Annotated in this window: 23 protein-coding genes and 2 pseudogenes; 11 read left to right on the top strand and 14 right to left on the bottom strand. The window is 67.6% G+C overall.

The window, feature by feature from the left end; all coding sequences use genetic code 11:
* Positions 1 to 44 precede the first annotated feature (44 nt).
* Entirely contained in the window at positions 45 to 602 is a 558-nt protein-coding gene (locus tag ACFWCF_RS06365; RefSeq protein ID WP_378558580.1) for a hypothetical protein, read from the bottom strand.
* Between the two features lie 306 nt (positions 603 to 908).
* On the opposite strand from ACFWCF_RS06365, the gene ACFWCF_RS06360 reads away from it, so the two are divergent.
* From ACFWCF_RS06360 to ACFWCF_RS06350, 3 genes are all read left to right on the top strand, one after another.
* On the top strand, positions 909 to 1,643 hold the full coding sequence (locus ACFWCF_RS06360; RefSeq protein WP_378558578.1) for an alpha/beta hydrolase: 735 nt from the start codon (positions 909 to 911) through the stop codon (positions 1,641 to 1,643).
* Positions 1,644 to 2,024: 381 nt separating this feature from the next.
* Positions 2,025 to 3,080 (top strand): hypothetical protein, encoded by a 1,056-nt coding sequence (locus tag ACFWCF_RS06355; RefSeq protein WP_378558575.1) that lies wholly within the window; start codon positions 2,025 to 2,027, stop codon positions 3,078 to 3,080.
* Positions 3,081 to 3,177: 97 nt separating this feature from the next.
* Positions 3,178 to 3,531, top strand: a complete 354-nt coding sequence (locus tag ACFWCF_RS06350; RefSeq protein ID WP_378558574.1) for an alpha/beta fold hydrolase — start codon at positions 3,178 to 3,180, stop codon at positions 3,529 to 3,531.
* 90 nt (positions 3,532 to 3,621) lie between these two features.
* Here ACFWCF_RS06350 and ACFWCF_RS06345 read toward each other — a convergent pair whose 3' ends face one another.
* Positions 3,622 to 4,971, bottom strand: coding sequence for a cytochrome P450 (locus ACFWCF_RS06345; protein WP_378558571.1), 1,350 nt, complete (start codon positions 4,969 to 4,971; stop codon positions 3,622 to 3,624).
* A 340-nt stretch (positions 4,972 to 5,311) separates the two neighbouring features.
* Here ACFWCF_RS06345 and ACFWCF_RS06340 point away from each other — a divergent pair, with 340 nt between their 5' ends.
* Together ACFWCF_RS06340 and katG are read left to right on the top strand one after the other, a co-directional pair.
* Complete coding sequence (locus ACFWCF_RS06340; protein ID WP_378558569.1) at positions 5,312 to 6,016, top strand: cold-shock protein; 705 nt, start codon at positions 5,312 to 5,314, stop codon at positions 6,014 to 6,016.
* A gap of 219 nt (positions 6,017 to 6,235) precedes the next feature.
* A complete protein-coding gene (katG, locus tag ACFWCF_RS06335; protein WP_378558566.1) occupies positions 6,236 to 8,425 on the top strand; it encodes a catalase/peroxidase HPI in 2,190 nt (729 codons plus the stop codon).
* Between the two features lie 15 nt (positions 8,426 to 8,440).
* Here katG and ACFWCF_RS06330 read toward each other — a convergent pair whose 3' ends face one another.
* Positions 8,441 to 9,415, bottom strand: a complete 975-nt coding sequence (locus tag ACFWCF_RS06330) for a serine/threonine dehydratase (protein WP_378558563.1) — start codon at positions 9,413 to 9,415, stop codon at positions 8,441 to 8,443.
* A gap of 126 nt (positions 9,416 to 9,541) precedes the next feature.
* A pseudogene (locus ACFWCF_RS06325) lies at positions 9,542 to 9,801 on the bottom strand (IS256 family transposase); the annotation flags it as partial.
* On the opposite strand from ACFWCF_RS06325, the gene ACFWCF_RS06320 reads away from it, so the two are divergent.
* Complete coding sequence (locus ACFWCF_RS06320; protein WP_378558560.1) at positions 9,719 to 9,919, top strand: hypothetical protein; 201 nt, start codon at positions 9,719 to 9,721, stop codon at positions 9,917 to 9,919. The pseudogene ACFWCF_RS06325 and the gene ACFWCF_RS06320 sit on opposite strands and share 83 nt — an antisense overlap.
* Before the next feature lie 128 nt (positions 9,920 to 10,047).
* On the opposite strand, the gene cydC is transcribed toward ACFWCF_RS06320, so the two are convergent.
* The gene (gene cydC, locus ACFWCF_RS06315; protein WP_378558557.1) at positions 10,048 to 11,778 is read right to left on the bottom strand and encodes a thiol reductant ABC exporter subunit CydC; all 1,731 of its coding nucleotides are present in this window, start codon (positions 11,776 to 11,778) and stop codon (positions 10,048 to 10,050) included.
* Positions 11,775 to 13,373 (bottom strand): ATP-binding cassette domain-containing protein, encoded by a 1,599-nt coding sequence (locus ACFWCF_RS06310; protein ID WP_378558554.1) that lies wholly within the window; start codon positions 13,371 to 13,373, stop codon positions 11,775 to 11,777. The genes cydC and ACFWCF_RS06310 overlap by 4 nt, the downstream gene beginning before the upstream one ends.
* An 86-nt stretch (positions 13,374 to 13,459) precedes the next feature.
* On the opposite strand from ACFWCF_RS06310, the gene ACFWCF_RS06305 reads away from it, so the two are divergent.
* The 5 genes and pseudogenes from ACFWCF_RS06305 to ACFWCF_RS06285 all read left to right on the top strand — a co-directional run.
* Positions 13,460 to 14,533, top strand: a complete 1,074-nt coding sequence (locus ACFWCF_RS06305) for a FecCD family ABC transporter permease (RefSeq protein ID WP_378558551.1) — start codon at positions 13,460 to 13,462, stop codon at positions 14,531 to 14,533.
* Positions 14,530 to 14,736 carry an ATP-binding cassette domain-containing protein gene (locus ACFWCF_RS06300; RefSeq protein ID WP_378558548.1) on the top strand — a complete coding sequence of 69 codons (207 nt, stop codon included), beginning with the start codon at positions 14,530 to 14,532 and terminating at the stop codon, positions 14,734 to 14,736. The genes ACFWCF_RS06305 and ACFWCF_RS06300 overlap by 4 nt, the downstream gene beginning before the upstream one ends.
* Positions 14,733 to 15,260 (top strand): ABC transporter ATP-binding protein, encoded by a 528-nt coding sequence (locus ACFWCF_RS06295; protein WP_378558682.1) that lies wholly within the window; start codon positions 14,733 to 14,735, stop codon positions 15,258 to 15,260. Before ACFWCF_RS06300 ends, ACFWCF_RS06295 begins: the two co-directional genes overlap by 4 nt.
* Entirely contained in the window at positions 15,257 to 16,183 is a 927-nt protein-coding gene (locus tag ACFWCF_RS06290) for an ABC transporter substrate-binding protein (RefSeq protein ID WP_378558546.1), read from the top strand. The genes ACFWCF_RS06295 and ACFWCF_RS06290 overlap by 4 nt, the downstream gene beginning before the upstream one ends.
* Before the next feature lie 35 nt (positions 16,184 to 16,218).
* Positions 16,219 to 16,532, top strand: a pseudogene (locus tag ACFWCF_RS06285) (transposase); the annotation flags it as partial.
* A 94-nt stretch (positions 16,533 to 16,626) separates the two neighbouring features.
* On the opposite strand, the gene ACFWCF_RS06280 reads toward ACFWCF_RS06285, so the two are convergent.
* The 8 genes from ACFWCF_RS06280 to pafA all read right to left on the bottom strand — a co-directional run bounded on the left by ACFWCF_RS06280 (position 16,627) and on the right by pafA (position 26,733).
* Entirely contained in the window at positions 16,627 to 17,847 is a 1,221-nt protein-coding gene (locus ACFWCF_RS06280; protein ID WP_378558543.1) for an RNA-guided endonuclease InsQ/TnpB family protein, read from the bottom strand.
* A 168-nt stretch (positions 17,848 to 18,015) separates the two neighbouring features.
* Positions 18,016 to 18,972 (bottom strand): DUF4333 domain-containing protein, encoded by a 957-nt coding sequence (locus tag ACFWCF_RS06275; protein ID WP_378558540.1) that lies wholly within the window; start codon positions 18,970 to 18,972, stop codon positions 18,016 to 18,018.
* Positions 18,973 to 19,114: 142 nt separating this feature from the next.
* Positions 19,115 to 21,817 (bottom strand): DEAD/DEAH box helicase, encoded by a 2,703-nt coding sequence (locus ACFWCF_RS06270; RefSeq protein WP_378558679.1) that lies wholly within the window; start codon positions 21,815 to 21,817, stop codon positions 19,115 to 19,117.
* 29 nt (positions 21,818 to 21,846) lie between these two features.
* The gene (gene tatC, locus ACFWCF_RS06265; protein WP_378558536.1) at positions 21,847 to 22,782 is read right to left on the bottom strand and encodes a twin-arginine translocase subunit TatC; all 936 of its coding nucleotides are present in this window, start codon (positions 22,780 to 22,782) and stop codon (positions 21,847 to 21,849) included.
* 100 nt (positions 22,783 to 22,882) lie between these two features.
* Positions 22,883 to 23,143, bottom strand: coding sequence for a Sec-independent protein translocase subunit TatA (gene tatA, locus ACFWCF_RS06260; protein ID WP_378490498.1), 261 nt, complete (start codon positions 23,141 to 23,143; stop codon positions 22,883 to 22,885).
* Positions 23,144 to 23,258: 115 nt separating this feature from the next.
* Positions 23,259 to 24,233, bottom strand: a complete 975-nt coding sequence (locus ACFWCF_RS06255; RefSeq protein ID WP_378490499.1) for a helix-turn-helix transcriptional regulator — start codon at positions 24,231 to 24,233, stop codon at positions 23,259 to 23,261.
* Positions 24,230 to 25,276: a helix-turn-helix transcriptional regulator gene (locus ACFWCF_RS06250; RefSeq protein ID WP_378558533.1), complete on the bottom strand. Its 1,047-nt coding sequence runs from the start codon at positions 25,274 to 25,276 to the stop codon at positions 24,230 to 24,232. Before ACFWCF_RS06250 ends, ACFWCF_RS06255 begins: the two co-directional genes overlap by 4 nt.
* A 98-nt stretch (positions 25,277 to 25,374) precedes the next feature.
* Positions 25,375 to 26,733 carry a Pup--protein ligase gene (gene pafA, locus ACFWCF_RS06245; protein WP_378558530.1) on the bottom strand — a complete coding sequence of 453 codons (1,359 nt, stop codon included), beginning with the start codon at positions 26,731 to 26,733 and terminating at the stop codon, positions 25,375 to 25,377.
* Positions 26,734 to 26,782: the final 49 nt, after the last annotated feature.

Raw genomic sequence — 26,782 nt, 5'->3', positions numbered from 1 at the left:
GCTCAGTTCTCTCCTGCCGCAACATTATCGCTGGGGCGGCGGGCTCATGTCTGGTCAGAACACGGTCGCACGTGGCGGGCGACTCCGTTCAGGCCCCAGACTGCGATGAGCACACCAGCGATACCGATTCCCATCGCAACAAAGCCGAACACGGTGTCGATGGTGCCAACCCCGAGTGTCCGGCCCAGCTCCGTCGCGGTCAGCAGGTTCGCGACGAGCACCACTGCCGCAATCGCGCTCATCGTGGTCGATCGCTCCGGAATTGCCAGGGCCAGTACCACGAGCGCGACGGCGAACAGGGGACCGAAGAACCCTGCGACGGAGGGCAGCAGGGACACGACCGCAACTGCGAGGACCCAGCGATAACGCACCGGAGTGGAGGTGCCGGCTCGATGCGCCCGCCACACACACGCGGACCACAAGACCACGCATGCGAGAGGCGAGAGGAACCACCCGGCGATACCTGCTGAAGCGTTGCCGTTGATGAACCAGGTCAGCGCCCATGCCAGTGTTGCCACTCCCAGAACGCCCAAGGACACATCGCCTACGAACCGGTCTCGATGTGCCGGAGGTTGCTCGGTCGCGGTCCCCTGATCACGCATGTCCGTCACTCTAGAGGCGACGGGGCACGAAATGGAGACGGTCACGATACCGCTCGGTGCAGATGCAGAACCCCCACGGCCCAACGCCGTGGCAGTGCGTGATTGTCACGAAGTGGACTCCCGGTCCTTCGCAAAACCTGTTGCCCGGCCGCCGCGGCCACTGCTACTTTCCGGAGGCCGTGCGAGAGAACGAGGAGGTGGTACCCGGTGAACGCAGGATCGACATGGGTGCTCCCCTCCGGGGTCACGGTCGGACGGTAGGTCGTCCGGGAGCGCCATTCATGAGCACTCCCGAAAGGCACGGCCATGTACTTCACTTCCGAACATCGTCTCGACGGCGGTGTCCGCGAGCGCGAATTCACTCTCGGCGAGATTCCCGGCATCCTGTGGACGGCCGCATCCGCCTCCACTCCGGTCCCGCTGATCCTGCTCGGTCATCCTCCACTAGGACTGGACACGATGTACCCGCGACTGGTGGCCCGGGCGCGTGCCGCGCTAGCAGAGGGATACGCCGCGGCGACCATCGAGCTGCCCTGGAGCGGTAGCCGGCCTCGATCGGCGGCCACCGATCAGGCCCGAACCGACCTGCACCGGGCGCTGGAAGCCGGCGGGCCGATCGACGACGAGATCGTCGACCGGCTCGTCCTCCCACTGGTCGACAAGGCCGTCCCGGAATGGCGGGCCACCCTGGACGTCCTGCTTTCGTTGCCCGAGATCGACGGCCCGGTCGGGTATTCCGGTGGGGTGATCGCCATCGGCGTCCGGCTGGCGGTGCTCGAGCCGCGGATCTCTGCCGCCGTGCTGTTCGCGGGAAGTTTCGTGCCCCGCACCATCGTTGAGGAGGCCCGGCAGGTCACCATTCCGCTGCATGTCCTGCTGCAATGGGACGACGAAGGTAACGACCGGCAATCAGCGTTGGACCTGTTCGACGCTTTCGGCTCCACAGAGAAGGCGCTGCACGCCAATATGGGCGGTCACGCCGGCGTTCCACAGCACGCGGGCGACGAGGCTAACCGGTTCTTCGGCCGGCACCTGAAGTGAGGGCCCACCCTCGGGCCGGCGGCCCACCGTAGGCGTTGTCGGCCCGAGCGCCGTTCATCGAGGGCAGTTCCGGGCGGCACTCTTCGATGGGCGGTCGACGGGCGTCGCGGCCCGCCGATGCCCTATCTCCGAGGGTGCACAGTTTTCGGACCCTCAAAAGTCTTGATCGTCATAAGTGTGAATTATGACGATCAAACCGATTCCATGCGTAATTACGCATATGAGTGCTCGATCTGTAACGGAACGCCACAATAATTCCCAATGGTCGGAGCTCGAAGATTTCCCAACTGGGTGTTTGATATTTAATAAAGTTTCATTTCGTGTTTCGTTTCATGTTATGTACTCTTATAACATGGTTGGAAACGGTCGAAAGGGACTCGAATGAGCGAAACTGCGGATGTGGACCCCGCCACGGGCGCAGAAGCCGAAAAGCCACGCGTCGGCCGACCCCGGAAGTACGACTCCCCCGCCGACCGGGTCCGCGCCCACCGCGAACGCGCGCGGCGCCGCAAAGAAGCCGAACAACTCGCCGAACTCACCGACCCCGCCACACCGCTCGATGCGGCCGCGAACCTCACCGCCGCAGTCACCGCACTGCGCGCCCTCACCGCCGCGAGCATCGAACAGCACACCGCCGTCGCCACGCAGATCAGCGCAGCCCTCGACAAACTCACCGACCCCGGCGCACTCGACGCGCAACTGCACCGGGCCGCCACCGAACTCGCGAAGGTCAAGGCCGATGCCGACGCCGTGATCGCCCGACTCAAAGAGCGACTCACTCAGGCCACCGACGACCGAGACAACGCCGACGCCGCCGTCGAGGCCGTCGACCGCGAACTATCCGACGCCCGCGCGGCGCACACCGAGAAGATCCGCACACTCGAGACCACACATCACGACGAACTGGCCCGCCTCACCGAAGAACATGCCGACGCCCTACGTCGACATCGCGACGAACACGCAGCCGCGGTCGCGGAGCACGAACAGACCGTGAACGAACTGCACGCGACGATCGCCACACAGCGGGAACACCTCGATGCTGCGACCAGTGAACGCGACCATCTCCGCACCGAACTCGGCGAGACCCGCGACCGGCTCGCCCGCGCCGACACCGACGTCGAACGCGCCCGCGCCGACACCGAGCGACACGCCGCCACCATCGGCCGTCTCGAATCCGATCTCGGCACCGAACGGACCCGCGTCGCCGAACTCCGAGATGCACTCGAAGAGGCACGGGTCACGTCCGCCACCGCGCGCGCCGCAGAAACCGCCGCCCGCGACCGCGGCGATGAACTCCGCGCCGAGATCACTGCGCTCCGTGTCGAACTGTCCGCACTGCGGTCCGACGCCGACGCGGCCCGCGCGGAACATGCCAGGGTCCGCCCCGCACTCTCACCCACCGCCGCCGAACCCGACGTCTCCGACCAGTCGATGTGAGCTCGCTACGTTCAAGGAGACGACGTGCAGAAAGTGCACCTGATCACAGCAGCAGGCGTCGAATTATGGGCGGAGGTCACCGGGAAAGGTTCACCGCATGTCCTCGTACCCGGCGCAGGCGGTGATCATTCCACTTGGGATCCGCTGTGGCCGCAGCTCACGGCGACACACCGCCGGGTGCGGTATGACCTACGCGGGTGTGGCGCCTCCGAGGATCGAACGACCGCAGGGTTCCGTGCCGGTGCTGCTGATCACCGGTGCGGACGATGTGGAGAACTTTCGGGTGATCGCAGAGTTCATTGCAGGGATGGGTCCCGATGTTCGCCGCGTCGACCTAATGGATACCGGACATCTGGCGCACCTCGAACGTCCGGCCGAGGTAGCAGCGGAAATCGGGGCCTTCCTCATCGAACGGGTCGACATCGAAGCGCGCGATGCGCTCCTTCCCTGAAGGTGACAGCCCACTCGGCGTCGGCGTCCGGCGTAGTGGCAGACCCGTCGATCTCGGCAGCTCACCAACTCTTGCGACCGAACTCCGCATTCACCGAACTCGCAGGTGCAGCCGAAGCTTCTTCGGTCTGATCGTCAGCAACTCGGACACCGACAACTCGTACCCCGGGGTCGGCACCACGTCGAACCGCATGAGGATCCGGGACAGGGCGAGCACCGCTTCGTGCAGCGCGAACTGTCTGCCGATGCATGCACGCGCACCCACCCCGAACGGCTTGTAGGCATGTGCAGGCCGGGCACGCACGGCAGCGGGAAGGAACCGGTCCGGATCGAACTCTTCCGCATCCTCACCCCACAACCGACGGTCGCCAAGCAGCACCACCAGAATCGTGGCGCCCTTCCCGATCGGATACCCGGACAGCGTCGTGTCCGCACGTGCCTTACGGAAGAAGGCGGGCCCCGACGGCCACAGCCGCAATGTCTCGTCGACGATCCGCCTCACATAGCGCAGCTTCGCGACCTGCTCGAACCGTATCGGCGCACCGTCATTCCCGATAACTGCCTCGATCTCGGCGCGCGCCTTGTCCACCATCTCCGGGTTCAGCGACAGATAGTGCAGGGCGAAAGACAATGTCCCCGCCGTCGTCTCGTGGCCCGCGATCAGGAATGTCAGCACCTGGTTGCGAATGCTCCGGTCCGCCAGCAATTCGCCTGTGTCGGGATCAGGATGCTCGAGCATGCGCTGGAGCAGATCGTCCTGCCTCGGTGTCGTTCCGTCACGACGCGCGGCGATGACATCGTCGACCGAACGCTTCAGCAGGGCGATGTCCTTCGGGTTCTGCCGCAGCGCCTTCCAGCCGAGAATCTCCCGGAGAACGGGGACGTCGTTCGCAGCCTTCGACGCGAACGACAGCACCCGCGTCATCGCCTCGACGAACTCGTGTCGTTGATTGTCGAAGGAATCGAAACTGTATCCGAATCCGGTACGCCCGATCACTTCCAAGGTCAGACGGTTCATGTCCGACGAGATATCCGCCGGGCCGCGCTCGGCCTGTTCCGTCCAGTAGTCGCACAGTTCATCGACACACTGCGTCATCGTGTCGTGGTAGCTGCGCATCGACGACTGGCTGAATGCCGGCATCAACACATTGTGGGCTTGTGCCCACGCCGGTTCGCGGTTGAACGCTGTGAACAACCCGTCACCGGCAAGTTCGCGCAGATTGCTCACGGGAGGCACGACGGCCTTGGCGAATCGGGACTCGTCGAACACCTCCGCCGCAGCGTCGCCGCCTCCGACCACGATCAGCGTGCTGCCCACGATGCTGATCTCGAACACGTCGCCCAGTTCCCGCACGAACTCCATCTCGCGCTGGACCGGCCGCTTCGGATCGAGCCGTAATGCGTCGCCGATCACCGGCATCCGCCACGCGGGTCGTGGCATCGTCGGGTTTGCACTCGCCCGCACATCAGGCGTCGCCGCCCCCGACCTGCTCCCCTCGGCACCCATGCCGGTCAGTCTGCCCGACCGATTCTCCTCACCTGCGCGCCGCCCCCTGGGGGACGATCCTCGTGGCTGTGCCTGCCGTCTACCGCGGAAATCCGAGGCCGACGGTCCGCGAGGGCGACAACCAGGCCGCATCCGCTCCACACCACGGCGGTTCACCGTCGCCGGCGTCGACGAGCAACACAACCGACCCATTGATCAGAACCGACGCTTACGGTGGTGACGGTCGGATGATCCCTGGCGACAAGGAACCAGCGTGCGCAGATCAAGGTTGGCTATGGGTGCCGCAGCGGTACTCACGCTGTCGGCTGTCATCGGCGCACTTGCCGGGAGCGCCGCGTCGAGTTTCGACGCTGCACCGTTCCGTGGCGACACGGGTGCCGGCCAGGAGGAAGGTGCCGGAGTGATGCCGAGTCGAGGACTGGTCCGGAGCTGGGACATCGAGAGCATGCAGGGCGTGATCGACGGCGACGACGTACCCGGTGGGTGTCACGTCAGTTTCGCGGCCGTCGCAGTGGACGGATTTCCTCACCTGGCACAGGGCGAGGCGGTCGAGTTCGAATGGGTCCGGCTCGACACGACGGAGTCGGGTTTCGATTACGAATGTGTGCGGGCCTGGCCGGCCGGCCGACAGCCTTACCTTCGACCATCCGGCTTCGGGGCGCGGGCATGGACGGTCCATCCTGACGGCAGCATCGAGGAGGAACATTTCACCGACGAACCTGCACAGCCGGTTCCGACCGTTCCTCGGATAACCGGCCACACGACCGGCACTGTACGAATGTGGAACGACGAGGAGGGCTGGGGAGTGATCGACTCCGATGAGACACCCGGCGGATGCTGGGCGCACTACAGCAACATCATCGGCGAGGGCTTTCGCACGGTGCCGGTAGGGGCAACCGTGATGCTCGACTGGGAGCAGGTTGCCGATCAGGACGGCTACCAGTACCGCGCAACGCGGTTGGAGCAGCAGCCCGGTTGACGCGGTCGGGCTGCGCGTTGCTCCTTCGGAGAGGCCACGCGCACCTTCCTGGACCCGTCCCCGCGACAGGTTCATCATGGAGAGGTGACCCGCTCACGGGGGCATCGACTCCGCGGCGAACGTATCGCCGCGTGGTCAAGCTCGTCACGGGAATCCCGCATTCATCGACCATCTCCGTGAGCACCGTCCCATTCACCGAACCCCGGAAGGAATGGCACCGTGTCCAAGAGCGAATCCGAGAACCCGGCGATCCCCTCCCCCACACCGAAAGCACACCGACCTCGAACGATCCGCGACTGGTGGCCCGACCAACTCGACCTGAGCGTTCTTCGTCCGCAGTCCCCTGCCACCGACCCGATGGGTGCGGACTTCGACTATCCGACCGAGTTCGCATCCCTCGACGTCGATGCGCTCGAGCGTGACGTCTTCGAGGTGATGACGACGTCGCAACCGTGGTGGCCTGCCGACCACGGCCATTATGGGCCGCTGTTCATCCGGATGAGCTGGCATGCGGCAGGCACCTATCGGATCGCCGACGGCCGCGGCGGCGGTGGTCAGGGCGCACAGCGGCTCGCACCGCTGAACAGCTGGCCTGACAACGCCAGCCTCGACAAGGCCCGTCGGCTGCTGTGGCCGGTCAAGAAGAAGTACGGCAGAAAGATCTCCTGGGCCGACCTGATCATCTTCGCCGGCAACTGCGCCTACGAATCGATGGGCTTCACGACCTTCGGTTTCGCGTTCGGCCGCGAGGACATCTGGGAACCGGACGAGGTGTACTGGGGTCCGGAGGACACCTGGCTCGGCGACGAACGCTACAGCGGCGAAAGGGATCTCGCCGGTCCGCTCGGCGCGGTGCAGATGGGTCTGATCTACGTCAACCCGGAAGGCCCCAACGGCACCCCGGATCCGATCGCCGCCGCCGTCGACATCCGCGAGACCTTCGGGCGGATGGCGATGAACGACGTCGAGACCGCCGCGTTGATCGTCGGCGGCCACACCGTCGGCAAGACCCACGGCGCCGGTCCCGCCGACCTTGTCGGTCCGGAACCCGAAGCCGCCCCGGTCGAACAGCAGGGTCTCGGCTGGAAGAGTTCTTACGGGACCGGCGTCGGTGCCCACGCGATCACCAGCGGCCTGGAAGGCACCTGGACGCCGACTCCGACGACCTGGGACAACTCGTTTCTCGACACTCTCTACGGCTACGAATGGGAGCAGACGACGAGCCCCGCCGGCGCGTACCAGTGGATCCCGAAGGATGGCGCCGCGGCCGATGCGGTGCCCGACGCGCACGACCCGTCGAAGCGGCATCCGCCGGTAATGCTCACCACCGATCTGTCGTTGCGTTTCGACGAGATCTACGGTCCGATCACCCGCCGCTGGCTCGATCACCCCGAGGAACTCGAGGTGGAGTTCGGTAAGGCCTGGTACAAGCTGCTGCACCGCGACATGGGTCCGATCACCCGCTATCTCGGCCCGTGGATTCCCGAGGCGCAACTGTGGCAGGACCCGGTGCCCGCGGTCGATCACCGGCTCGTCGACGACGGCGACGTCACCGCGCTGAAGCAGGCGATCCTCGACTCGGGTCTGTCGATCCGGCAACTGGTGACCACCGCGTGGGCGGCCGCGGCGAGCTTCCGCGGCACCGACAAACGCGGCGGCGCCAACGGGGCACGCCTGCGGCTGGCACCGCAAAAGGATTGGGAAGTCAACGAACCCGCCGCCGTGGCGGAGGTCCTCGCGGTGCTCGACCGGATCCGGCAGGAATTCGACGACGGGCAGACCGGAGACACGAAGGTCTCGCTCGCCGATCTGATCGTCCTCGGCGGATGCGCCGCCGTCGAACAGGCCGCGACGGCGGCGGGACACAATGTCACGGTCCCGTTCACGCCGGGCCGCACCGACGCCACACAGGATCAGACCGACGCGGAGTCGTTCGCGGTGCTCGAACCCAAGGCCGACGGATTCCGCAACTACCTGCGGGCCGGCGAGAAACAACCACCGGAACGGCTCCTTCTCGACCGGGCGAATCTGCTCACCTTGACGGCACCCGAGATGACGGTGCTGCTCGGCGGGATGCGCGTGCTGAACACCAACCACGGCGGAGGCTCTCATGGCGTGCTGACCGGCCGGCCCGGGATGTTGACCACCGACTTCTTCGTGAACATCACGGATATGGGTATCGAATGGTCGCCCTCGACCACCGAGGAGTACGTCTACGAGGGCCGCGACCGGGTCACCGGTGCCCACCGAGGGACCGCGACCGCCGTCGATCTCGTCTTCGGTTCGAACTCACAGCTGCGCGGCATCGCCGAGGTGTATGCCTGCGATGACGCCCAGCCGATGTTCGTCCGAGATTTCGTGGCGGCGTGGGACAAGGTGATGAATCTGGATCGGTTCGACGTCGCCTGAATCTGCGGCGATCTCTCAGCCCAGGTCGGACACCGCGGTGTTGGCGCCGCAGAGAACCACACACAGGGTCCGGCCCGCGGTCGCGGTGACCGCCCCCGTCAGAACGGGTGCGAGTGCCGCGGCCGTGCCGTGTTCGACGACGATGCGCAGTTCGTCCCACAACCAGCGGCGCGCCTCGACGATGCTGGTGTCGTCGACGACGAGGCTGTCGATACGGCCGGTGCTCGCCGCCGCCCACGCGAGGTTCCCGATGCGGGTCGCACCGAGCGAATCAGCGGCGATGCTGTCGAGCTCGATGTCGATCGGTGTTCCCGCGGCGAGCGCGCGATGCAGGGCTGCGGCTCCAACGGGCTCGACCCCGCGGATCAGGTCGGTGTCGTGGGCGCCGGCGGCGATTCCAGCGACCAGGCCCCCACCACCGACCGCGACGAGATAGTCCAGGGGCGTGTACAGCTGCTCGGAGAGTTCGAGCGCGATGGTGCCGGCGCCGGCGACGATGTGGGGCAGGTCGTAGGCGTGCAACTGCAGGGCACCGAGCTCACCGGCGAGGGTCGCAGCGTGTGCGGCGGCCTCGGCGTAGGACGACCCCACTCGGTGGACGGTCGCACCGAGCCGCTGCAACCGTTCCAGTTTCGCCGGCGGCGCAGATTCGGGAACGACCACGGTGCACGGTGTGTCCCAGTATCGCGCGGCCCACGCGGCACCGATCGCGGCGTTGCCTCCGGACGCGATGAGTACACCCGCGTCGGTCAGTGTGCCGCTCTCACGGGCATGGCCGAGTGCGTTGAGGCTGCCGCGCACCTTGAACGACCCGCCGTGCTGCACATGTTCGAGTTTGAACGCCACCTCGATCGGGCCGTTCGGGGTGGGGACCGTCGCGGTGAGTACCGGGGTGCGTCGCACGATCGGGGCGATATGGCGCGCGGCGTCGATGACGGCCGGGCGGTCGACCGCCGCTGCCTCGTATGGGGTGTCGGGATGGAAGCTCACCGGTACACGATCCCCCCGAAGAGCAGGAATTGCACAATCGCGTCGCCACTGTCACACATCCGGACGCGTCGGCTGACGAGCATCCGGAGCGCCGACAACGCGCTGCCCCTGGTGTAACAACTGGTGCAGTCGACGCAGGGCGGTTTCGGTCATCGCTAGGAACTTGCGTGACACGGCAGATTTGCTTGTTGCAGAGGATGTTTCGGTCGTTCCCTACTGGTTCGAGGCCGACCGGGGAGCGGAGAGTCGACAGGCCGGCGAGCATCTTCTCCATCGCCATCTTGCCCAGGACCTGAAGTCGAGGTGAACAACTCGTACGGCGGTGCCGGCAACGCCCCCTCGCCTGCTGCGATTGCGGAGACTCTCGCCCTCGTCGGCGACAAGCGTGTGCGTGCGCTGATCTACAACGTGCAAACCGAAGGTGAGGTCACCGCGAATCTGCCCGAGAACACCGACTACATGGCCTGGCTTCGCGCCACCGCGCAGTCCTGGCCGACGCGGTAGCCACCATCTGACGCGCACACCGCGGGGTCCGTATCGACTCGCTCGATACGGACCCCGCAGCGTCGTCGCACACGAGACGAGGTGGTCGACGACGCTGCACGGCAGATATCGAACGGTGCGCGGGTACGTCATGGATGCGCCGCTGCGAGCAACTCCTCTTCGTCACCCCACGGCACGACCTCACCTGCGTCTATCCGGAACACAGTGTCACACAGCCGGAGAGTGGACGGGCGGTGTGTGATCCACAGGACCGTGCGATCCGCCCACGCCGACTGCAGGCGATCGAGTACGCGTGCCTCGGTTCCCTCGTCGAGTTGGCTGGTCCCCTCGTCGACGATGACGAGCCGACCGTCGTGGAGCAGTGCGCGCGCCAGTGCCAGGCGTTGGCGTTGACCGCCGGACAGTTCCGCACCGCGTTCGCCGACGCTCGTGTCCAGTCCGTCGGGCATCGCCCGCACCGTATGTTCGAGATCCACCGAGCGTAGAACGTCCCACAGAGCAGAGTCGGAGGCGTCCGGTGCGGCGAGCCGAAGGTTGGCTGCGATGGAGGCACGCAACAAGAACGGCTCCTGGTCCACCACGGTGACTCGGCGGCGCAGCTCGGCGAGCGGGATGTGTCGCAGATCGTGCCCGTCCCACAGCACCCGGCCGCCGGTGGGATCCCATATCCGCGCGAGCAGTGCCCCGATCGTCGACTTGCCACTGCCGGTGGGGCCGAGCAACCCGACGGTCGCGCCGGCCGGGATCGTCAGCTCGGTCCGGGTCAGCACCGGCGTCCGACCGCTCCGGCCGGGATGGACGAAGTCGACATTGTCCAGGTGAACCTGCGGAGCCTGCGTCCCGGGGATCCATGCGGTCGATGCATCCACGTCGGGAGTATCGGGCTCCTCGTCGGCGATGGCGCGCACACGCTGCACCGAGGAGCGGGTACTGCCGAGCAGTGCTGCGAACCCCTCGACAGCAGCGAGAGCAGGAAAAGTCGCCACGGTGACCGCAGCCATCGCCGCGACAACCGCGCTGTCGACGTCGACAGCATGTCCGATCGCGACGACCGTCAGCACCACTGCCACCTGGGTCACACGCGTGACAGCCGCGCGCACGGCGACCCACCGGGCCACCACCCCACGCCGGGACGCGGCCTCGTCGTCGAACGCAGCCTGTTCGGCGAGCCGCCGCTCGCCGGCGCCGTACGCCGTGACCTCCCGCAGCCCCGCAATCGTGTCTGCCAGGTGCGCCGAGACCACGCCCCCGATCCGCACGGTCTCCGACTCCGCTCGCTGTGCGCCCCGTCGACCCAGGAACGGAACAATCGCCCCCAGCGCGACGAAGAATGGGGCGACCGCGACCGCGACCACCGGAGAGCCCGCCGCGGCGAACCACACGAGCACACCGGCCGGCATGACCACCGCAGCGACGGCGGGCACGACCGAGTGGGCGAAAAACACTTCGAGACGATCGATATCACGCGTGACGCGGGCGAGTAGGTCGCCGGTGCGATGCCGGTAACTCACGGCGGGCGCAAGCGCGGCCAGCCGCTCGTAGAAGAACACTCGCATCATCGCCAGGACCCGGAAGGCGACCCAGTGGCCGGTGTAGTGCTCGAGATAGTGGAACAACCCTTTGAGCGTCGCCAGGGCCACGACGACAGCGAATGCCGTCGCAGGCGATCCGGTGCCGGTCGAGATGGCGGTCACCGCCGTATAGGCCGCGAATCCGAGCAAGGCGGCGCCGGCGGTGAGTTCGGTGACGCGGCACAGCGCCGAAATCACCAGCGGCCACACCACAGGACGCCCGAAGGCCAGGAGCCATCCGGTCATCGACCTACCGCTGTCGAGTCCGGTGTCGCGGGGGAGGATCACAGCTGGGCTCCGATGTCGAGGGTACGGTCGGCGAGGCTGAGCAGGCCGGGGGAATGGGTCGCCAGGACCAGGGTCTTGTGCCCGGCGAGGGACGCGAGGGTGTCTGCGATCAGCAGTTCCGAGCGGGAGTCGACGTGACTGGTCACCTCGTCGAGAAGCAGCACGGGAGCGTCGCATAGCAGCGCCCGCGCCAGTGAGAGCCTTTGTGCCTGACCGCCCGACAGTCCGGTACCGAATTCGCCGAGTTCGGTACCCAGTCCGTGGGGCAGGGCGCGAACCTCGTCGGCCAGGTGCGCACGTTCGAGCGCGGTCCACAACTGTGCATCCGAGGCGGCGGGACAGGCGAGGCGAAGGTTGTCGGCGACGGACCCGGTGAACAGGTAGGTGTTCTGGTGTACGACAGCGGTGAATGTTCGGGGATCTGCTGGGGCGCCGTCGAATTCGACGGTACCGGTATCGGGGCGCAGGTCACCGGACAGCAGGGCGAGCATCGTGGACTTGCCGCTTCCCGACGGCCCGGTCAGGACGACTGTTTCACCGGCCGCGACGTCGAGGGTCACGGCCGACAACGTCGTCTCCCGGCCGGGATAGGTCACAGCGACGTTGCGGAGGGCGCAGGACACCGGAGCCGTCCGGGGGGTGCGCGGCGCCGCCGGGACCGGTGCCCCGCTCTCGCCGATCAGGGCAGTGGCCTCCTTTTCCGCTGCGGCACCGGTCATCCCGATGTAGAAGAACTGGCCGATGTAGTCGATCGGTGCGGTGAGCAGCACCGCGAGCAGGATCAGGGCCAGCGCCCGACCGGCATCGAGGTCACCGGTCGTGCCGAGGTGGACCGCCGCGGCGGTGGCGGTACCGATGACGACGCCGTAGAAGGCGATGTCGGTAACGAGGAGAACCACCTGGTTGCCCAGCAGCAAGCGCATGACGGTCCGCCGCTGCCCTTCGCTTTCGGCGGCCAGGTGTGCGGCCTGCTCGGCGGTACGCCCGTGCAGCGACACCGTTCGCAGGCCCCGCAGCGCGTCGAGGAACTCGCCGGCCAGTCGCCGCGACTGGGCGCGGTGGTCTGCGGACGTGCGCCGGAACAACTGCTGAACACCACCGGCCGCCACGGGTGCGAGCACCACGAGCACCAGAAGCAGGGCGGCCAGTGCCCAGTCCACCGCCACGGCGACGATCACCAGCACGATCAGCGGCGCAGTGGCCGCTGCCACGATCGACGCCACGAAACTGCCACGTAGAGCAGCGATCTTGGCGGCGCCGTCGGTGCCGGTGGACACGATACGACCCGCCGCGGGCAGCTGCGACCGGGCGATCGCGGTGTCCGCAGCGAGGATCCGCCGCTGCAACGCCACGCGCACCGCATGCTCGACGCGGCGCTGGGCACGCTCGTCGACGAGCGGTGTCGCGGCGGCAGTCGCGGCCATCACGCCGGTAGCGCATCCCGCGATCCACCAGGGGGTCGAAACGGTCGGACCTGCCGCGATGTCCCCGACGGCAAGGTACATCAGGCACGTCGCGACCGTGCCGAGCCAGGCCGAGATCACGCTCGCCCGGACGAAACTGCAGATGGGGAGACGCCGTCCCAGGGAACTCATCTCGCCACCACCTCCTCTTAACGTTAATGACAACTGTTATCGTTTATGACGATATCGGAGCTTAGCGCACGAAAGGCCCACTCCCCGTGCCCCCCACCAGCCTCACCGTCGACCCCGACTCCGCCGAGCCGGCCGACCCGCCGAGACCCCCTCGTCGACGTACCCGCAGCGCCACGATCGGCGCACCGGCACTCGTTCTGATCACCGTCATGATCGCGGCGATCTCCCTCGGCCCCGTCACCGTCCCTTGGGATCACGTCCTGAAAGCGTTCACCGACAACGACATTCCCTACGCCTCCCTCGTCCGTGATGTCCGCGCCCCCCGCGTTCTCGTCGTCGCGCTCGTCGGCGCCGCACTGGCGGTCGTCGGCGCCGTGATGCAGGCGGTCTTCCGCAACCCCCTCGCCGACCCCGGCATCACCGGCGTCGCCTCCGGCGCCGCCGTCGGCGCAGTCGCCGTTCTCGTCACCGGCACCTCGATCCTCGGCGCCGCGACGCTTCCCATCGGCGCATTCACGGGTGCCGCGATCACCACCCTCGTGCTGCTGATCGTCGCCCGGGTGCGACGGGACACCTCCCCGGTGACGTTCGTCCTCGTCGGCGTCACCATCGGATCGTTCTGCTCGGCACTGACCGCAGCACTGGTCGCGAATGCCCCCGAAGACTCCGCGGTCCGCTCGGTGATGTTCTGGATCAACGGCGATCTGACCGCCCGCACCTGGAACGACGTGGCCCTGTGCGCCGGACCGATCCTCCTGGGCACCGCGGTGCTGCTGAGCCGGCACCGAACCCTCGACACTCTGCTCCTGGGCGAGGGGACCGCCACCAGCATGGGCATCGACGTCCGCAGACAACAGCTGGTGCTGTTGCTCACCGGCGCCGCCGTCACCGGGGCCGCGGTCGCCGTCGCCGGCGTGATCGGGTTCGTCGGACTGGTGGTACCCCACGCGGTGCGGCTGCTTCTCGGCTCACGTCACGCCCTGCTACTGCCGGCCTCGATGTTCACCGGCGCTGCCTTCTTGGTCCTCGCCGACCTCGGAGCCCGCCTGCTGTTCGACCCCGTGATCCTGCAGACCGGCACGGTCGCCGCACTGATCGGATCACCGGTCTTCGGCTACCTCGTCCTGCGTAACAGCGGCTCCCACGGAGGCCGCTCGTGACTACACCGTTGCTCTCGCTGCGCGGACTGCGCATCGATCGAGGCCCACGCACGGTGCTGCACGGACTCGATCTCGATATCGAACCCGGTACCGTCGTCGGTCTGATCGGACCCAACGGCTCCGGCAAAACCACCCTGCTGTCCGCGCTCGGTGCCGGTACTGCGATCTCGTCCCGCAGCACACCCGCCTCGACTTCGACCTGACCGTCCGGGAGATCGTCACCCTCGGCACACTCGTGACCGGCGACGCTACACACCGCGACCGGATGGTCGACACAGCACTGCGACGTGCGGGATGCGAGTATCTGTCCGACCGGCCCGCAACGCGGTTGTCCGGCGGCGAATGTCAACTGGTGCACATCGCCCGCGCCCTGGCCCAGAACGCGCCGGTCCTGGTGATGGACGAGCCGATCTCCGCGCTCGACCTCGCCCACCAGATCACCGTTCTGACCCTCGCGCGTGCCCACGCCGACACCCCACCGGACGACCACCGCGGCGCGGCGGTGATCGTCAGCCTCCACGACATCGATCTTGCGGCCCGATACTGCGACCGTCTGGTGCTGCTCCACGCGGGACGGATAGTGGCAGCAGGAACTCCCGCCGACGTGCTCGACCCGAACCGCCTCGAGCGGGTCTACGGCGTGCCGGTGCACATCCACCACGACCGCACCACCCGTTCACTCCGCGTCACCGCCTTCCCCGGACCATCGCCTGCAGGAGCATCATGACCGTCTCGTTCCGTCCTCGCCTGATCTCCGGCACCGTCGCCGTCGTCATGATCGGCTTCCTCGCCGGATGCACGAGTGTCTCCGGCCCAGCCGAAGCATCCACCGATCCCGCTGCCCCCCAACGAATCGCGGCGATCTCGCCCGATGTCGCCGAAACCGTCGCTGCGCTCGGTGCAGGTGATCGGCTCGTTCTCGTGCCCGACACCCAAACCCGCCCGGCCTTGACCAATCATCTGCCTGTGATGCAGTCGGTCGGCACGACCTTTGCAGCTCACGGAGCGGCGGATCCCGAGCAGATTCTCGCGACCGACCCGGATCTGGCAATCATCACTCCACGACACGAAGGCGAATCGGATACGGCCGCTCTGCTCGAAGCATCGTCGGTGCCGGTTCTCACCCTGCCGAACTCCTGGCGGACCGTCGAGGAGATGCTGGCCAACATCACCACCATCGGCACCGCCATCGGAGCGTCGGAGCAGGCCACCGTCCTGACCGCGGACATCGAGCGTGATCTCGCCGACATCGCCCCGGTATCGGGGCCCGGTCCGTCGGTGCTGGTCCTGAGTAATCAAGCCGGACGGCCGATGATCAACGCGGGCAACGGCTTCACCCTCGATCTGCTCGCCCGTGCCGGCGGCCGTAACGCTGCCGACAGCACCGGACTGACCCGCACGGGGTTCGCCGACCCCGAACACCTCGTTCGGGCACGACCGGACGCGATCCTGCTGGTCGACCTGCTCGGTGCCGGACGAGAATCGTTCGACTCGATTCTGTCCAATCCTGCGGTCAGCGAGCTGGAGGCGGTGCGTACCGACCGCATTCTCGTGCTCGATGGAAAACATGCCCAGGCTCTCGGGCTGCAGACGACCACGGAAGGAGTCGAACGGATACGGGACTGGCTCGCAGACCTCGACCGGCCCTGACCGCTGCAGTCCGTGGTGCCGCAGCGGGGCCTCGCGGCACCCGTACCTACACGGCAGTGGCCTCGGACCTGGGCATCAGCGGCGAGACCTTGCGACCCTGGGTCCGCAAGGACAACGCCTCGGCGCACGGCTCAGCCGCCGCAGCGGGCGGCGGCAGTGAGACTGCAGCCGACGAGTTGGTGCGCCTGCGGGCAGAGAATGCCCGGCTGCGCAGCTCGGAGAAGGAATGGCCGCTCGAACGTGAGATTCTGCGCCGGGCAGCCGCCTATTTCGCACAGGAGATGAAGTGAAGACCTGCCGCTGGGACTTCATCTCCACCCACTGTGACGTGTTCGGTGTGCAGCGGCTGCCGCATCTTCCGCCCCGAGCGGGTCAGCCGGGCACCCTCAGGAGGAAGACACAGCAGTACTGGGTCCGCACCGTGGGCGGCGTAATGGACTTGACTACTCCCCGCCCTGAAGGACGAGGATTCTCGGACTCACATCCGAGAGTTCCTGTTTCACCGGCGATTGCGGACGGGAGGACCCGTGCCGTCTGACATCGCCTCCGCAGGCGTTCGGTGTCTCCGCCAGCCCGGCGGCGACGAGGATGTTCTTCGCGGCGTTGATGTCCCGGTCGTGCCGGGTGCCGCAGTCGGGGCACGTCCAGTGGCGTGTCCCGAGGGACAGCACGGCGAGCAGATGCCCGCACGCACTGCACGTCTTCGAGCTGGGATACCAGCGGTCGATCACCACGAACCGGCGTCCGGCCCGCTCGGCCTTGTACTCGAGCATCGACCGGAACTCACCCCACCCGCATTCGCTGATCGACTTCGCCAACCGGCGGTTGCGGACCATGTTGCGCGGGGCGAGGTCTTCGACGGCAATCGTGTCGAACCGCGCCGCGAAGTCGGTACTGGTCTTGTGGAGGAAGTCGCGTCGGGCGTCGCGGACGCGGGAGTGGCTGCGTGCCACCTTCCGGCGTTGCTTGGCGCGGTTGTTCGATCCCTTCTGCATCCGGGCCAGGCGCTTCTGCTGACGCCGCAGGCCGCGTTCATGTCGGGCCATGTGCTTAGGGTTCGCGATCTTCTCCCCGGTCGAGAGGACCGCGAAGTCCTTGATGCCGAGGTCGACGCCGACCGATTCGCCGGTCTCGGGCAGCGGGGCGGGATCGGTCGTGTCGACGGCGAACGTCACGAACCACCGGCCGTCCGCCTCGCGGGAGACAACCACCATTGTCGGGTCGAGCGTGGCAAGGTCGATGTCCGGCCAAGACCACGCCACCCGCAGCGGCGCGGTGGTCTTCGCCAGCCACTGCCCGTCCGTTTTGATGCGGAACGCGGAGCGTGTGTAGTGCGCGGACTGGCGAGAATGCCGGTTCTTGAACCGTGGGTACTTGGCGGTGCCCTTGAAGAACGAGTGGAACGCGGTGTGCTGGTGGCGCAGCGTCTGCTGAAGCGGCACCGAGGACACCTCGCCGAGGAACGCAAGCTCCTCGGTTTTCTTCCACTCGGACAGCGTGGCGTCGGTTTCCTTGTACGAGGTCGATTTCTGCTCGGTGGTGTACCGGCGTTGCCGGTCGGCGAGGGTCTTGTTCCACACGACGCGCACGCAGCCGAATGTGCGGCGCAGCAGCGCCGACTGTTCGGGGTCCGGGTAGGCCCGGACCTTGTATGCGGTCCTCATCTCCTCATGACAACAGAAGGGTCCGACATGTCGAACGCTATTCCTGCCCGCCGTGAACGACGGGGCATCCTGGCGAGGCCCCGGTGAACCGGTTCGTCGTTCGGCCGATACGGCTGCACGATCCCCTGCGCCGGACTGGCCGGACCGTCGATCATCGACTCGAGACGGTCAGTTCGGTCGGCTGACCTCGTAGGTGCCGTTGTCGTCGGTGAAGGTCAACGTCACCGACCGGTGCTGCCCGTCGACGGTGAGGGTGCACTCGAAGCTCGCACCGGCCACGACCGTCTGATTGTCGGGGCACGCGACGTCGCCGACCTCTTCGGCGCCGTACGACTCCGTGAGGACCTGCGCGACACCGGCCTGCGCGGCCTCGGAATCGAGGGTCGTGCCCCCGCCGAGGGTCATGAACGCGATCACCGCGACGATCACCACCACGACGAGGGCGCCCACACCGCCGAGGATCAACAGCAGCTTCGAATTAGTGCCCCCGGACGCGCCGTCGGGTTGCTGCTGCGGCTGCCAGGGACCGCCACCGGGTTGTTGTTGCTGACCCCATGCGGGCTGACCGCCCTGCCCGACTCCGGGCTGCTGCCAGGACTGGCCGGGCTGACCTTGCGGAGACCACTGCTGGCCGCCCGCCGGTCCGGGCTGACCGGGAGGCTGTCCCCACCCGGGCTGCGCGGGAGGCGGCGCAGGAGTGCCCCAGCCCTGCGGACCAGGTCCTTGACCGGGCTGGGCGCCCCACTGCGGCGGCTGCTGCTGGCCCCACTGTCCGTTCGCCTGCGGAGCCTGACCACCCTGCGGCGGTCCCCACGCGGCTCCGCCGGCCTGACCTTGCTGCGCCGCTCCCCATTGCTGCTGCGACTGCTGTCCCCACTGCTGGGTGGGCGCCGCGGCATCGCCGCCGGGAGCGGCACCCCACTGCTGCGTCGCTGCGGCAGGGTCACCCCCGGGCGCGCTTCCCCACTGCTGGGTCGGAGCCGCCGGGGAGTCGCCCGTGGGCGCACCCCACTGCGGTGCAGCTGCCTGCGGTGAGGCGTGGTCGGCGCCGGACGCGGGTGGGGCCCACGGGTCACGTCCCTGCTCGTTGCCGTGCGGGTCCTGCGGATCGTTCGGCCCGGTCATCGTCGCCTCCACTCGCCATCGTTCATACGTTCACCGTAATACCCACCAGCGACCGGTCCCCCGTGTGGCAGCGCGCGTATCAAACCACACATACCGGACCGGGGGGAGGCCGCCCACGTCCCGGACACCCGTGCGGCACCGCTCATACCGCGGTCGCATCGACGGCGACGACCCCCCTGCGGATCGCGCCGACCGCCCGCCCCGCCGCCTTCGCCAACGCCGGGTCCTGCGAAGTCGTGCGGATCTGATCGAGCAGATCGATCAACTGCCGGCACCACCGCACGAAGTCACCCGGTGACAGTTCACTGCCCGTGGTGACAGCCGCGAGCAGCGACTCAGTCAACGATGCGGTCCCTGCCCACGTGTACGCGGCGGACACGAACCCGAAATCCGGTTCGCGGGTCGTCGGCAACCGATTCCGTAGCTCATCGGCCCGCAACTCGTCGCACAACCGCACCGTATCGGCCAACGCCCGCCGGATCGGCCCGGTCGGACCCCGCACCTCCGGCACCTCGTCGCCCCGCGACTCGAAGATCACCGTCGAGACGACCGCCGCAAGCTCCGCCGGCGACAACCCCGCCCACACTCCGGTGCGCAGACACTCGGCGACCAGCAGATCCGATTCGGTGTAGATCCGGGCGAGCCGTTCCCCCGCCTCGGTCGTCGCCGGATCGTCCCCACCGGTCAGATAACTCCGCTCCGTCAGCAACGACACGATCCGCTCGAACGTGCGCGCCAACGAATCGGTGGTCGCCGCGGTCTTACGTCGCTGATGCTCGGTATCGCGCGTCAACCGGTTGTAGCGTTCCCCGACCCGCGCCAACGCCTCCACATCCGGGTTCTCCCGCGCCGGATGCCCGCGCAGCGCGCGGCGCAACGAATCGATCTCGCGGGTGTCGCCGCCACCTGTGCGGGACCGCTTGGTGCGGCGCGGCGGCACCAGCTCCTTCGACCGCAACGCCGACGAGATGTCCCGCCGGCCCCGACCGGTGCTCGGATCGGCGTGCCGCGGCAACTTCAACCGTCCCACCACCACCGCGGGGGTGGGAAAATCGCCCGCCGAGAGACGACCCGCCCACCCGTCGGCGGTCACCACATACGGACGCGGATCGCTCAGATCCCGGTCGGGGTCGATGATCACCGCCAACCCGGTGCGCCGGCCCGCCGGGACCGCGACGATCTCACCGGGCCGCAACGCCACCAGCGACTCGACCGCTTCCTGCCGACGATTCTGGCGCTTCGTGCGCTCGTGCTGCCGCTCGGCGTCGGTCAGATCCGCCCGCAACCGCACATAGTCGAAGATCTCGCTGTCGGCGCCGCCGAGTTGCTCGCGCATCTTCGCCAGCTGTGCCTCGTTGCGTTCGATGCCGCGGGTGGCGCCGACCACCGACTTGTCGGCCTGGAACTGTGCAAACGACATCTCCAGCAGCGCGCGGGACCGCTCGACGCCGACCGCGTCGATGAGATTGACCGCCATGTTGTACGACGGGCGGAACGAACTGCGCAGCGGGAACGTGCGCGTCGACGCCAGACCCGCCACCGCGGCCGGCTCCACACCCGGCTGCCACAACACCACCGCATGTCCCTCGACGTCGATACCGCGACGTCCGGCCCGCCCGGTGAGCTGCGTGTACTCGCCGGGAGTGAGCTCGGCGTGGGTTTCCCCGTTGTATTTGACCAACCGTTCGAGCACCACGGTGCGTGCCGGCATGTTGATACCCAAGGCGAGGGTCTCGGTGGCGAACACCGCCCGCACCAGACCCCGCACGAACAGTTCTTCGACGGTGTGCCGGAAGGCGGGCAACATTCCCGCGTGATGCGCCGCGATGCCACGTTCGAGCGCGGTGCGCCACGACGCGAAACCCAGCACCTCGAGGTCGGCGCGCGGCAATTCGCGGGTGTGCTCGGTGACGATCCGCCGGATCTCGGTGGCTTCCTCCTCGGTCGTCAGGTGCAGCCCGGACCGCAGGCACTGCGAGACCGCCGCGTCGCACCCGGCGCGGGAGAACACGAACGTGATCGCAGGCAGCAGCCCCTCTGCGTCGAGGCGGGCGATCACATCAGGGCGCGGAATCGGCCGGAACGTGCCCCGCCCGCGGGACTGCCAGCGGTCGCCGTCGATGCTCGCGCGGCGCCGCACCTGCGCCGCCAATTCCGGATCCACCACGACCCCGCGGCGACGCTCGGCCGCGGGCGTGTCGGCGGGTTCGGCGCGGGCGTCGAACAGGTCGTAGAGACGGGGCCCGACCATCATGTGCTGATGCAGCGGGATCGGACGCACCTCGTCGACGACGACGGTGGTGTCGCCGCGCACCGTGGTCATCCACTCACCGAACTCCTCGGCGTTGGACACCGTCGCCGACAGACTCACCAGCCGCACATCCTCCGGCAGATGCAGGATGACCTCTTCCCACACCGCACCGCGGAACCGGTCGGCGAGGAAATGCACCTCGTCCATCACCACATGGCTCAGCCCGATCAGCGTCGGCGACGACGCGTACAGCATGTTGCGCAGCACCTCGGTGGTCATCACCACCACCGGCGCGTTCGGGTTGATCGACTGATCGCCGGTGAGCAACCCCACCCGGTCTTTGCCGTGCCGGGCACACAGATCCGCGTACTTCTGGTTGCTCAACGCCTTGATCGGGGTGGTGTAGAAGCATTTGGTGCCTGCCTCGACGGCCAGATGCACCGCGAATTCCCCGACCACGGTCTTCCCGGCGCCGGTGGGCGCACACACCAGCACCGAATGCCCGCCCTCGAGCGCGCGGCACGCCTGCTGCTGGAACGGGTCCAGCGGAAACGGCAGACCGGACGCGAACGTCTCCAGGTGCGGCGCCGCCATATCCGCCCGCGGCGTATCGGAGGGGCCCGTCACAGCGTGTCGGAATAGTCGGTGGGTGCCGGAGCCGAAGACGGCTTCTCGACCGGAGTCGGAGACGGGATCGCCGAACCCTCCTCGTCGTCGAGATCACCCCAGCCTTCGGCGCGGGCCTTACGGGCGCGCCGTTTGTCGTTCAGGCGCGCGATCTGGATGGCGATCTCCACCAGAAGGGTCAGGGCCAACGCCAACGCCAGCATCGAGAACGGATCCTGCCCGGGGGTGGCGATCGCAGCGAAGACGAACACGGCCATGATCAGGCCGCGGCGCCAGGCCTTGAGTTTCTCGTAGGAGAGCATCCCGACCGCGTTGAGCGCCACGATCACCAGCGGGATCTCGAACGACACCCCGAAGATCACCAGCAGGTTGATCATGAACCCGAAGTACTCGGTACCGGACAGCGCGGTGACCTGCACGTCGTTGCCGACGGTCAACAGGAACGACAACGCGTGAGTGACCACGAGATACGCCAGGACCGCGCCCGTGACGAACAGGACCGCGCCGGAGGTGACGAACCCGACCGCGTAACGCCGTTCCTTCGAATACAGGCCGGGGGTGATGAACGCCCACAGCTGATACAGCCACACCGGGCACGCGAGCACCACACCGGCGGTCGCGGCCACCTTCAACCGCAGCATGAATTGTTCGAAGGGGCCGGTGGCCAGCAGATAACAGCCGCCATCGCTGCTGAAGTCGGCGCGGGACGCGGCAGGCAGCGAACAATACGGTTCGAGCAGGATCTCACCGAGGCTCGACGTGCCGAACGGGCCGTGGCTGTACCAGAAGAACCCGGCGATGGTGGTGACGATCACCGCGGCGACGGCGATGAGCAGCCGTGTGCGCAGCTCGTAGAGATGCTCGACCAGCGACATGTTGCCGTCGGGATTGGTCTTGCGCCGACTGCGGCGTGGATCGAACGGGATGCGCACGGTGCGGATCTCAGCTCCTGTCAGGGCCACCACCGCGGTGGGGCACTGGGGTCAGCGGAAACCGGGACACCCGGCGGGTGCCCCGGTGGGGAGAACTCGGTCAGGCCGACCGCTGGTCGGGCTGAGCTGCCTGCTGCGTCGGAATCTGCTGCGTCGGCTCCGCCGCTGCGGGCAACGGGTTCGGCGCGGGCTGCGGGGCCGTCGTCGACGCGCCGTCGTTCTGCATCTCCTTGACCTCGCTCTTGAAGATCCGAAGCGAACGGCCCAGACCGCGCGCGGCATCCGGCAGCTTCTTCGAGCCGAACAAGATGATGACGACCAACGCGACGATGGCCCAGTGCCACGGGCTCATTGCACCCATTTACAACCTCCACTGATTGGCTCTGCACGATGCTACCGGACCCACAGCACATCGACGGCCCGGCAGAAGCGGTTCCCCCCACAGTTCGCGCAGTGTTCACACGACGGTGTCGGCTCTACACGGCCGTGTCGCCCCCGAGGGCCACGTAGGCGTCGAGCGCCGCGGCCGCCCGGGCCTGCACCGCGTCGCGCAGTGGTGGCGGGCCGAGCACCCGCACGCCGGCACCGAGGCCCACCACAAGCCGCACCAGCCACTCCGGCGACGCGAACCGCAGCACCGCCTCACAACTACCGTCGGGCAGCACGGTCACGTCGGTGAGCGGGTAGTAGTCGAGCAGCCATGTGTACGACGGGGCGATCCGCAGCCGGGCGGCAGGCAACGACGGGTCCCCGGCGAACAGTTCGAGGTGTTCATCGTCGTCGAGGGCCCGTTGCGGGGGCCGCGCAGGTTCGTCGAGGACCCGAGCCTCGTCGATCCGGTCGAACCGGAACAGCCGCACGCCTTCGGCGGTGCGGCACCACGCCTGCAGATACGTGTGCTCGTCGATGAGCACGATGCGGATCGGGTCGACATCGCGTTCGGAGACGGTGTCGCGGGACGCCGAATAGTAGGTCAGGTGCACTGCACGCCGGTCGCGGACGGCCGCGCGCACGCGTGCGGCGACGGGATCGTCGGGGACCGGAGCAGCCGCGATGTCCGCGCCCGCCGCGGCGCTCCCGGCGGCCGCCTCGATCTTGGCGATGGCGCTCTGCGCTGCCGTCGGATCGACCACCCCGGGCATCTCGAGCAGGGACCGTAGTGCGACGAGCAGCACCGTCGCTTCGGTAGAGGTCAACCGCAACGGGCGGTCGATGCCCGCGGTGAACGTCACCACGATGCTCTCCTCGGAGAACGACAGGTCGATCAGGTCACCGGGGCCGTAGCCGGGCAGCCCGCACACCCACAGCTGATTCAGGTCGTCCATGATCTGTTTCGGGGTGACACCCAGATCGCGGGCGGCCTCGGCGGCGCTGATCCCCGGCCGGGCCGTGAAGTACGGCACCAGATTCAATAGCCGGGTCAAGCGCCCGGCGAGTCGGGTACTGCTCATCGACGTTCCTCCCCCACCGTGTCGTCCCCCATGCTGCGGTCTGCCGTGTTGTCGAGTTCTGCCGCGCCACCGGCGGCGACCCGTGACAGGATCTGCCGCACCTCGTCGCGCAATTCCGGCGGGTCGAGCACCAACGCGTCGGCGCCCTGCCCCGCAAGGGTGCGGGCGATCCATTCCCCGGAGCGCAGCGGTACCTCGAGCACGGAGCCGTCGCGGTCACCGATCTGCCGCGCCCCGAGCTCCCGTCCGAGCCGGCGCACCTCGTACGCGCGGCCCGCAGCCACCCACACCCGAGCCGACCCGGTCACATCCCCGGGGCGGGTTGCGGCGAGCACCCGGGCCCGCAGATCCACCCCGACAGGGATCTGCACCGCACCCCGGTCCCCGACCACCGTGACCTCATCCGAGATGCGCGACAGGCGGAACGTGCGGGTCGCGGCGCGATCCCGGTCATGCCCGACCAGATACCAGCGGCCGTGCACGGTCACCACACCCCACGGTTCGACCGTGCGCAGTGTCCACGGATCGGTGGGGGCACTGCGATGCTCGAACTGCACGGCCTGTCGCTCGTCGACCGCGGCAAGCAACTTCTGCAGGGCAGGTTCGGAACCGCGGGCCCGCGCCGGAATCGCCGCGACCGTACCCGCCGGGTCGGCGTCGACCTGCACCCCGGCGGCCCGCAACTTGAGCAGCGCGCCCTGCGCCGCCGACGTCAACTCCGGCGACTCCCACAGCGCCGCCGCGACCGCCACCGCGGCGGTCTCCTCGCGGCTCAGCTCGATCTCCGGCAACGCATAGGCGTCCCGGTTGATGCGATAGCCCTCGACGGTGGAGTAGCGCGACGGCACCCCCGTCTCGAGCGGAATCCCGAGGTCCCTCAGTTCGTTCTTGTCGCGTTCGAACATGCGGCTGAACGCCTCGTCGCTCGCACACTCCGCATAACCCGCCACCGAGGCACGGATCTTCTCCGCGGTGAGGAACTGGCGGGTGGACAGCAACGCGATGACCAGGTTGACCAACCGTTCGACTTTCGAGATCGCCACGGGCCAACCCTAATGCCCCCGACGCCCACTCACCCGCCCGCATCCGTGCGGGCGGGTGAGTGGCCGGGACTCGAGGCCGTGTCGCTGGGCGGCGGCCGCTACATCGACGCGATGAGCCGATCGACCCGCTCGTCGACCGACCGGAACGGGTCCTTGCACAACACGGTGCGTTGCGCCTGATCGTTGAGCTTGAGATGCACCCAGTCGACCGTGAAATCACGGCCCGCCTCCTGCGCGGCGGCAATGAAATCACCACGCAGCTTCGCGCGGGTGGTCTGCGGCGGCGTATCCACCGCCCGATCCACCGCATCGTCGGTGGTCAATCGCGTCGCCAACCCCTTGCGCTGCAACAGATCGAACACACCCCGGCCCCGTTTGATGTCGTGATACGCCAAATCCAGCTGGGCGATCTTCGGATCCGACAACTCCATGTTGTAGCGATCCTGATACCGCTGGAACAGTTTGCGTTTGATCACCCAGTCCACTTCGGTGTCGACCTTCGCGAAATCCTGCGATTCGACGGCGTCGAGGACCCGACCCCACAGATCCACCACCTGCGCCACATGCGCATCCGGCTCGCGGTGCCGCAGATACTCCACCGCCCGCGCATGATATTCGCGTTGGATATCGAGGGCGCTGGCCTGCCGGCCCCCCGCCAACCGCACCGGGCGGCGGCCGGTCAAGTCGTGACTGACCTCCCGGATCGCGCGGATCGGATTGTCCAACGCGAAATCGCGGAACGAAATCCCGGCCTCGATCATCTCGAGCATCAACGACGCCGACCCGACCTTGAGCATCGTCGTGGTCTCCGACATGTTCGAATCGCCCACGATCACATGCAACCGCCGGTACTTCTCGGCGTCGGCGTGCGGCTCATCGCGGGTGTTGATGATCGGCCGCGACCGGGTCGTCGCCGACGACACACCCTCCCAGATGTGTTCGGCGCGTTGCGACAGGCAGAACGTTGCCGCCTTCGGCGTCTGCAGCACCTTCCCGGCCCCACAGATCAACTGGCGGGTCACCAGGAACGGCAACAGCACATCGGAGATGCGAGAGAACTCCCCGACCCGCGCCACCAGAAAATTCTCGTGACAGCCGTACGAATTCCCGGCCGAATCGGTGTTGTTCTTGAACAGGTAGATGTCGCCGCCGATACCTTCCTCGGCGAGGCGTTCCTCCGCATCGACGAGCAGATCCTCGAGCACCCGCTCGCCCGCATGATCATGCTCGACCAGCTGAAGCAGATCGTCGCACTCGGCGGTCGCGTACTCCGGGTGGGAACCCACATCGAGATACAGGCGTGCCCCGTTCCGAAGGAACACATTCGAGCTGCGACCCCACGACACCACCCGCCGGAACAGATAGCGGGCCACCTCGTCCGGGCTCAACCTGCGATGCCCGTGGAAGGTGCACGTGACGCCGAACTCCGTCTCGATACCCATGATTCGTCGCTGCACACTTCGACAGTACCGCGCACACCCGACCCCGAGCGGGTGCAACGCATCT

Origin of the sequence: Rhodococcus sp. NPDC060090 (assembly GCF_042729855.1) — a bacterium.
Lineage (GTDB): Bacteria > Actinomycetota > Actinomycetes > Mycobacteriales > Mycobacteriaceae > Rhodococcus.
Note: the sequence above shows the minus strand (reverse complement) of the source record. Positions and strands in the feature narration are given on the sequence as shown.

Bases quoted from the DNA above. Each gene is read 5' to 3' on its own strand.
- ACFWCF_RS06365 (WP_378558580.1), bottom strand. From the start codon at position 602: ATGCGTGATCAGGGGACCGCGACCGAGCAACCTCCGGCACATCGAGAC.
- ACFWCF_RS06360 (WP_378558578.1), top strand. From the start codon at position 909: ATGTACTTCACTTCCGAACATCGTCTCGACGGCGGTGTCCGCGAGCGC.
- ACFWCF_RS06355 (WP_378558575.1), top strand. From the start codon at position 2,025: ATGAGCGAAACTGCGGATGTGGACCCCGCCACGGGCGCAGAAGCCGAA.
- ACFWCF_RS06350 (WP_378558574.1), top strand. From the start codon at position 3,178: ATGTCCTCGTACCCGGCGCAGGCGGTGATCATTCCACTTGGGATCCGC.
- ACFWCF_RS06345 (WP_378558571.1), bottom strand. From the start codon at position 4,971: ATGCCACGACCCGCGTGGCGGATGCCGGTGATCGGCGACGCATTACGG.
- ACFWCF_RS06340 (WP_378558569.1), top strand. From the start codon at position 5,312: ATGGGTGCCGCAGCGGTACTCACGCTGTCGGCTGTCATCGGCGCACTT.
- ACFWCF_RS06310 (WP_378558554.1), bottom strand. From the start codon at position 13,373: ATGAGTTCCCTGGGACGGCGTCTCCCCATCTGCAGTTTCGTCCGGGCG.
- ACFWCF_RS06290 (WP_378558546.1), top strand. From the start codon at position 15,257: ATGACCGTCTCGTTCCGTCCTCGCCTGATCTCCGGCACCGTCGCCGTC.
- ACFWCF_RS06280 (WP_378558543.1), bottom strand. From the start codon at position 17,847: ATGAGGACCGCATACAAGGTCCGGGCCTACCCGGACCCCGAACAGTCG.
- ACFWCF_RS06275 (WP_378558540.1), bottom strand. From the start codon at position 18,972: ATGACCGGGCCGAACGATCCGCAGGACCCGCACGGCAACGAGCAGGGA.
- ACFWCF_RS06270 (WP_378558679.1), bottom strand. From the start codon at position 21,817: ATGGCGGCGCCGCACCTGGAGACGTTCGCGTCCGGTCTGCCGTTTCCG.
- tatA (WP_378490498.1), bottom strand. From the start codon at position 23,143: ATGGGTGCAATGAGCCCGTGGCACTGGGCCATCGTCGCGTTGGTCGTC.
- ACFWCF_RS06255 (WP_378490499.1), bottom strand. From the start codon at position 24,233: ATGAGCAGTACCCGACTCGCCGGGCGCTTGACCCGGCTATTGAATCTG.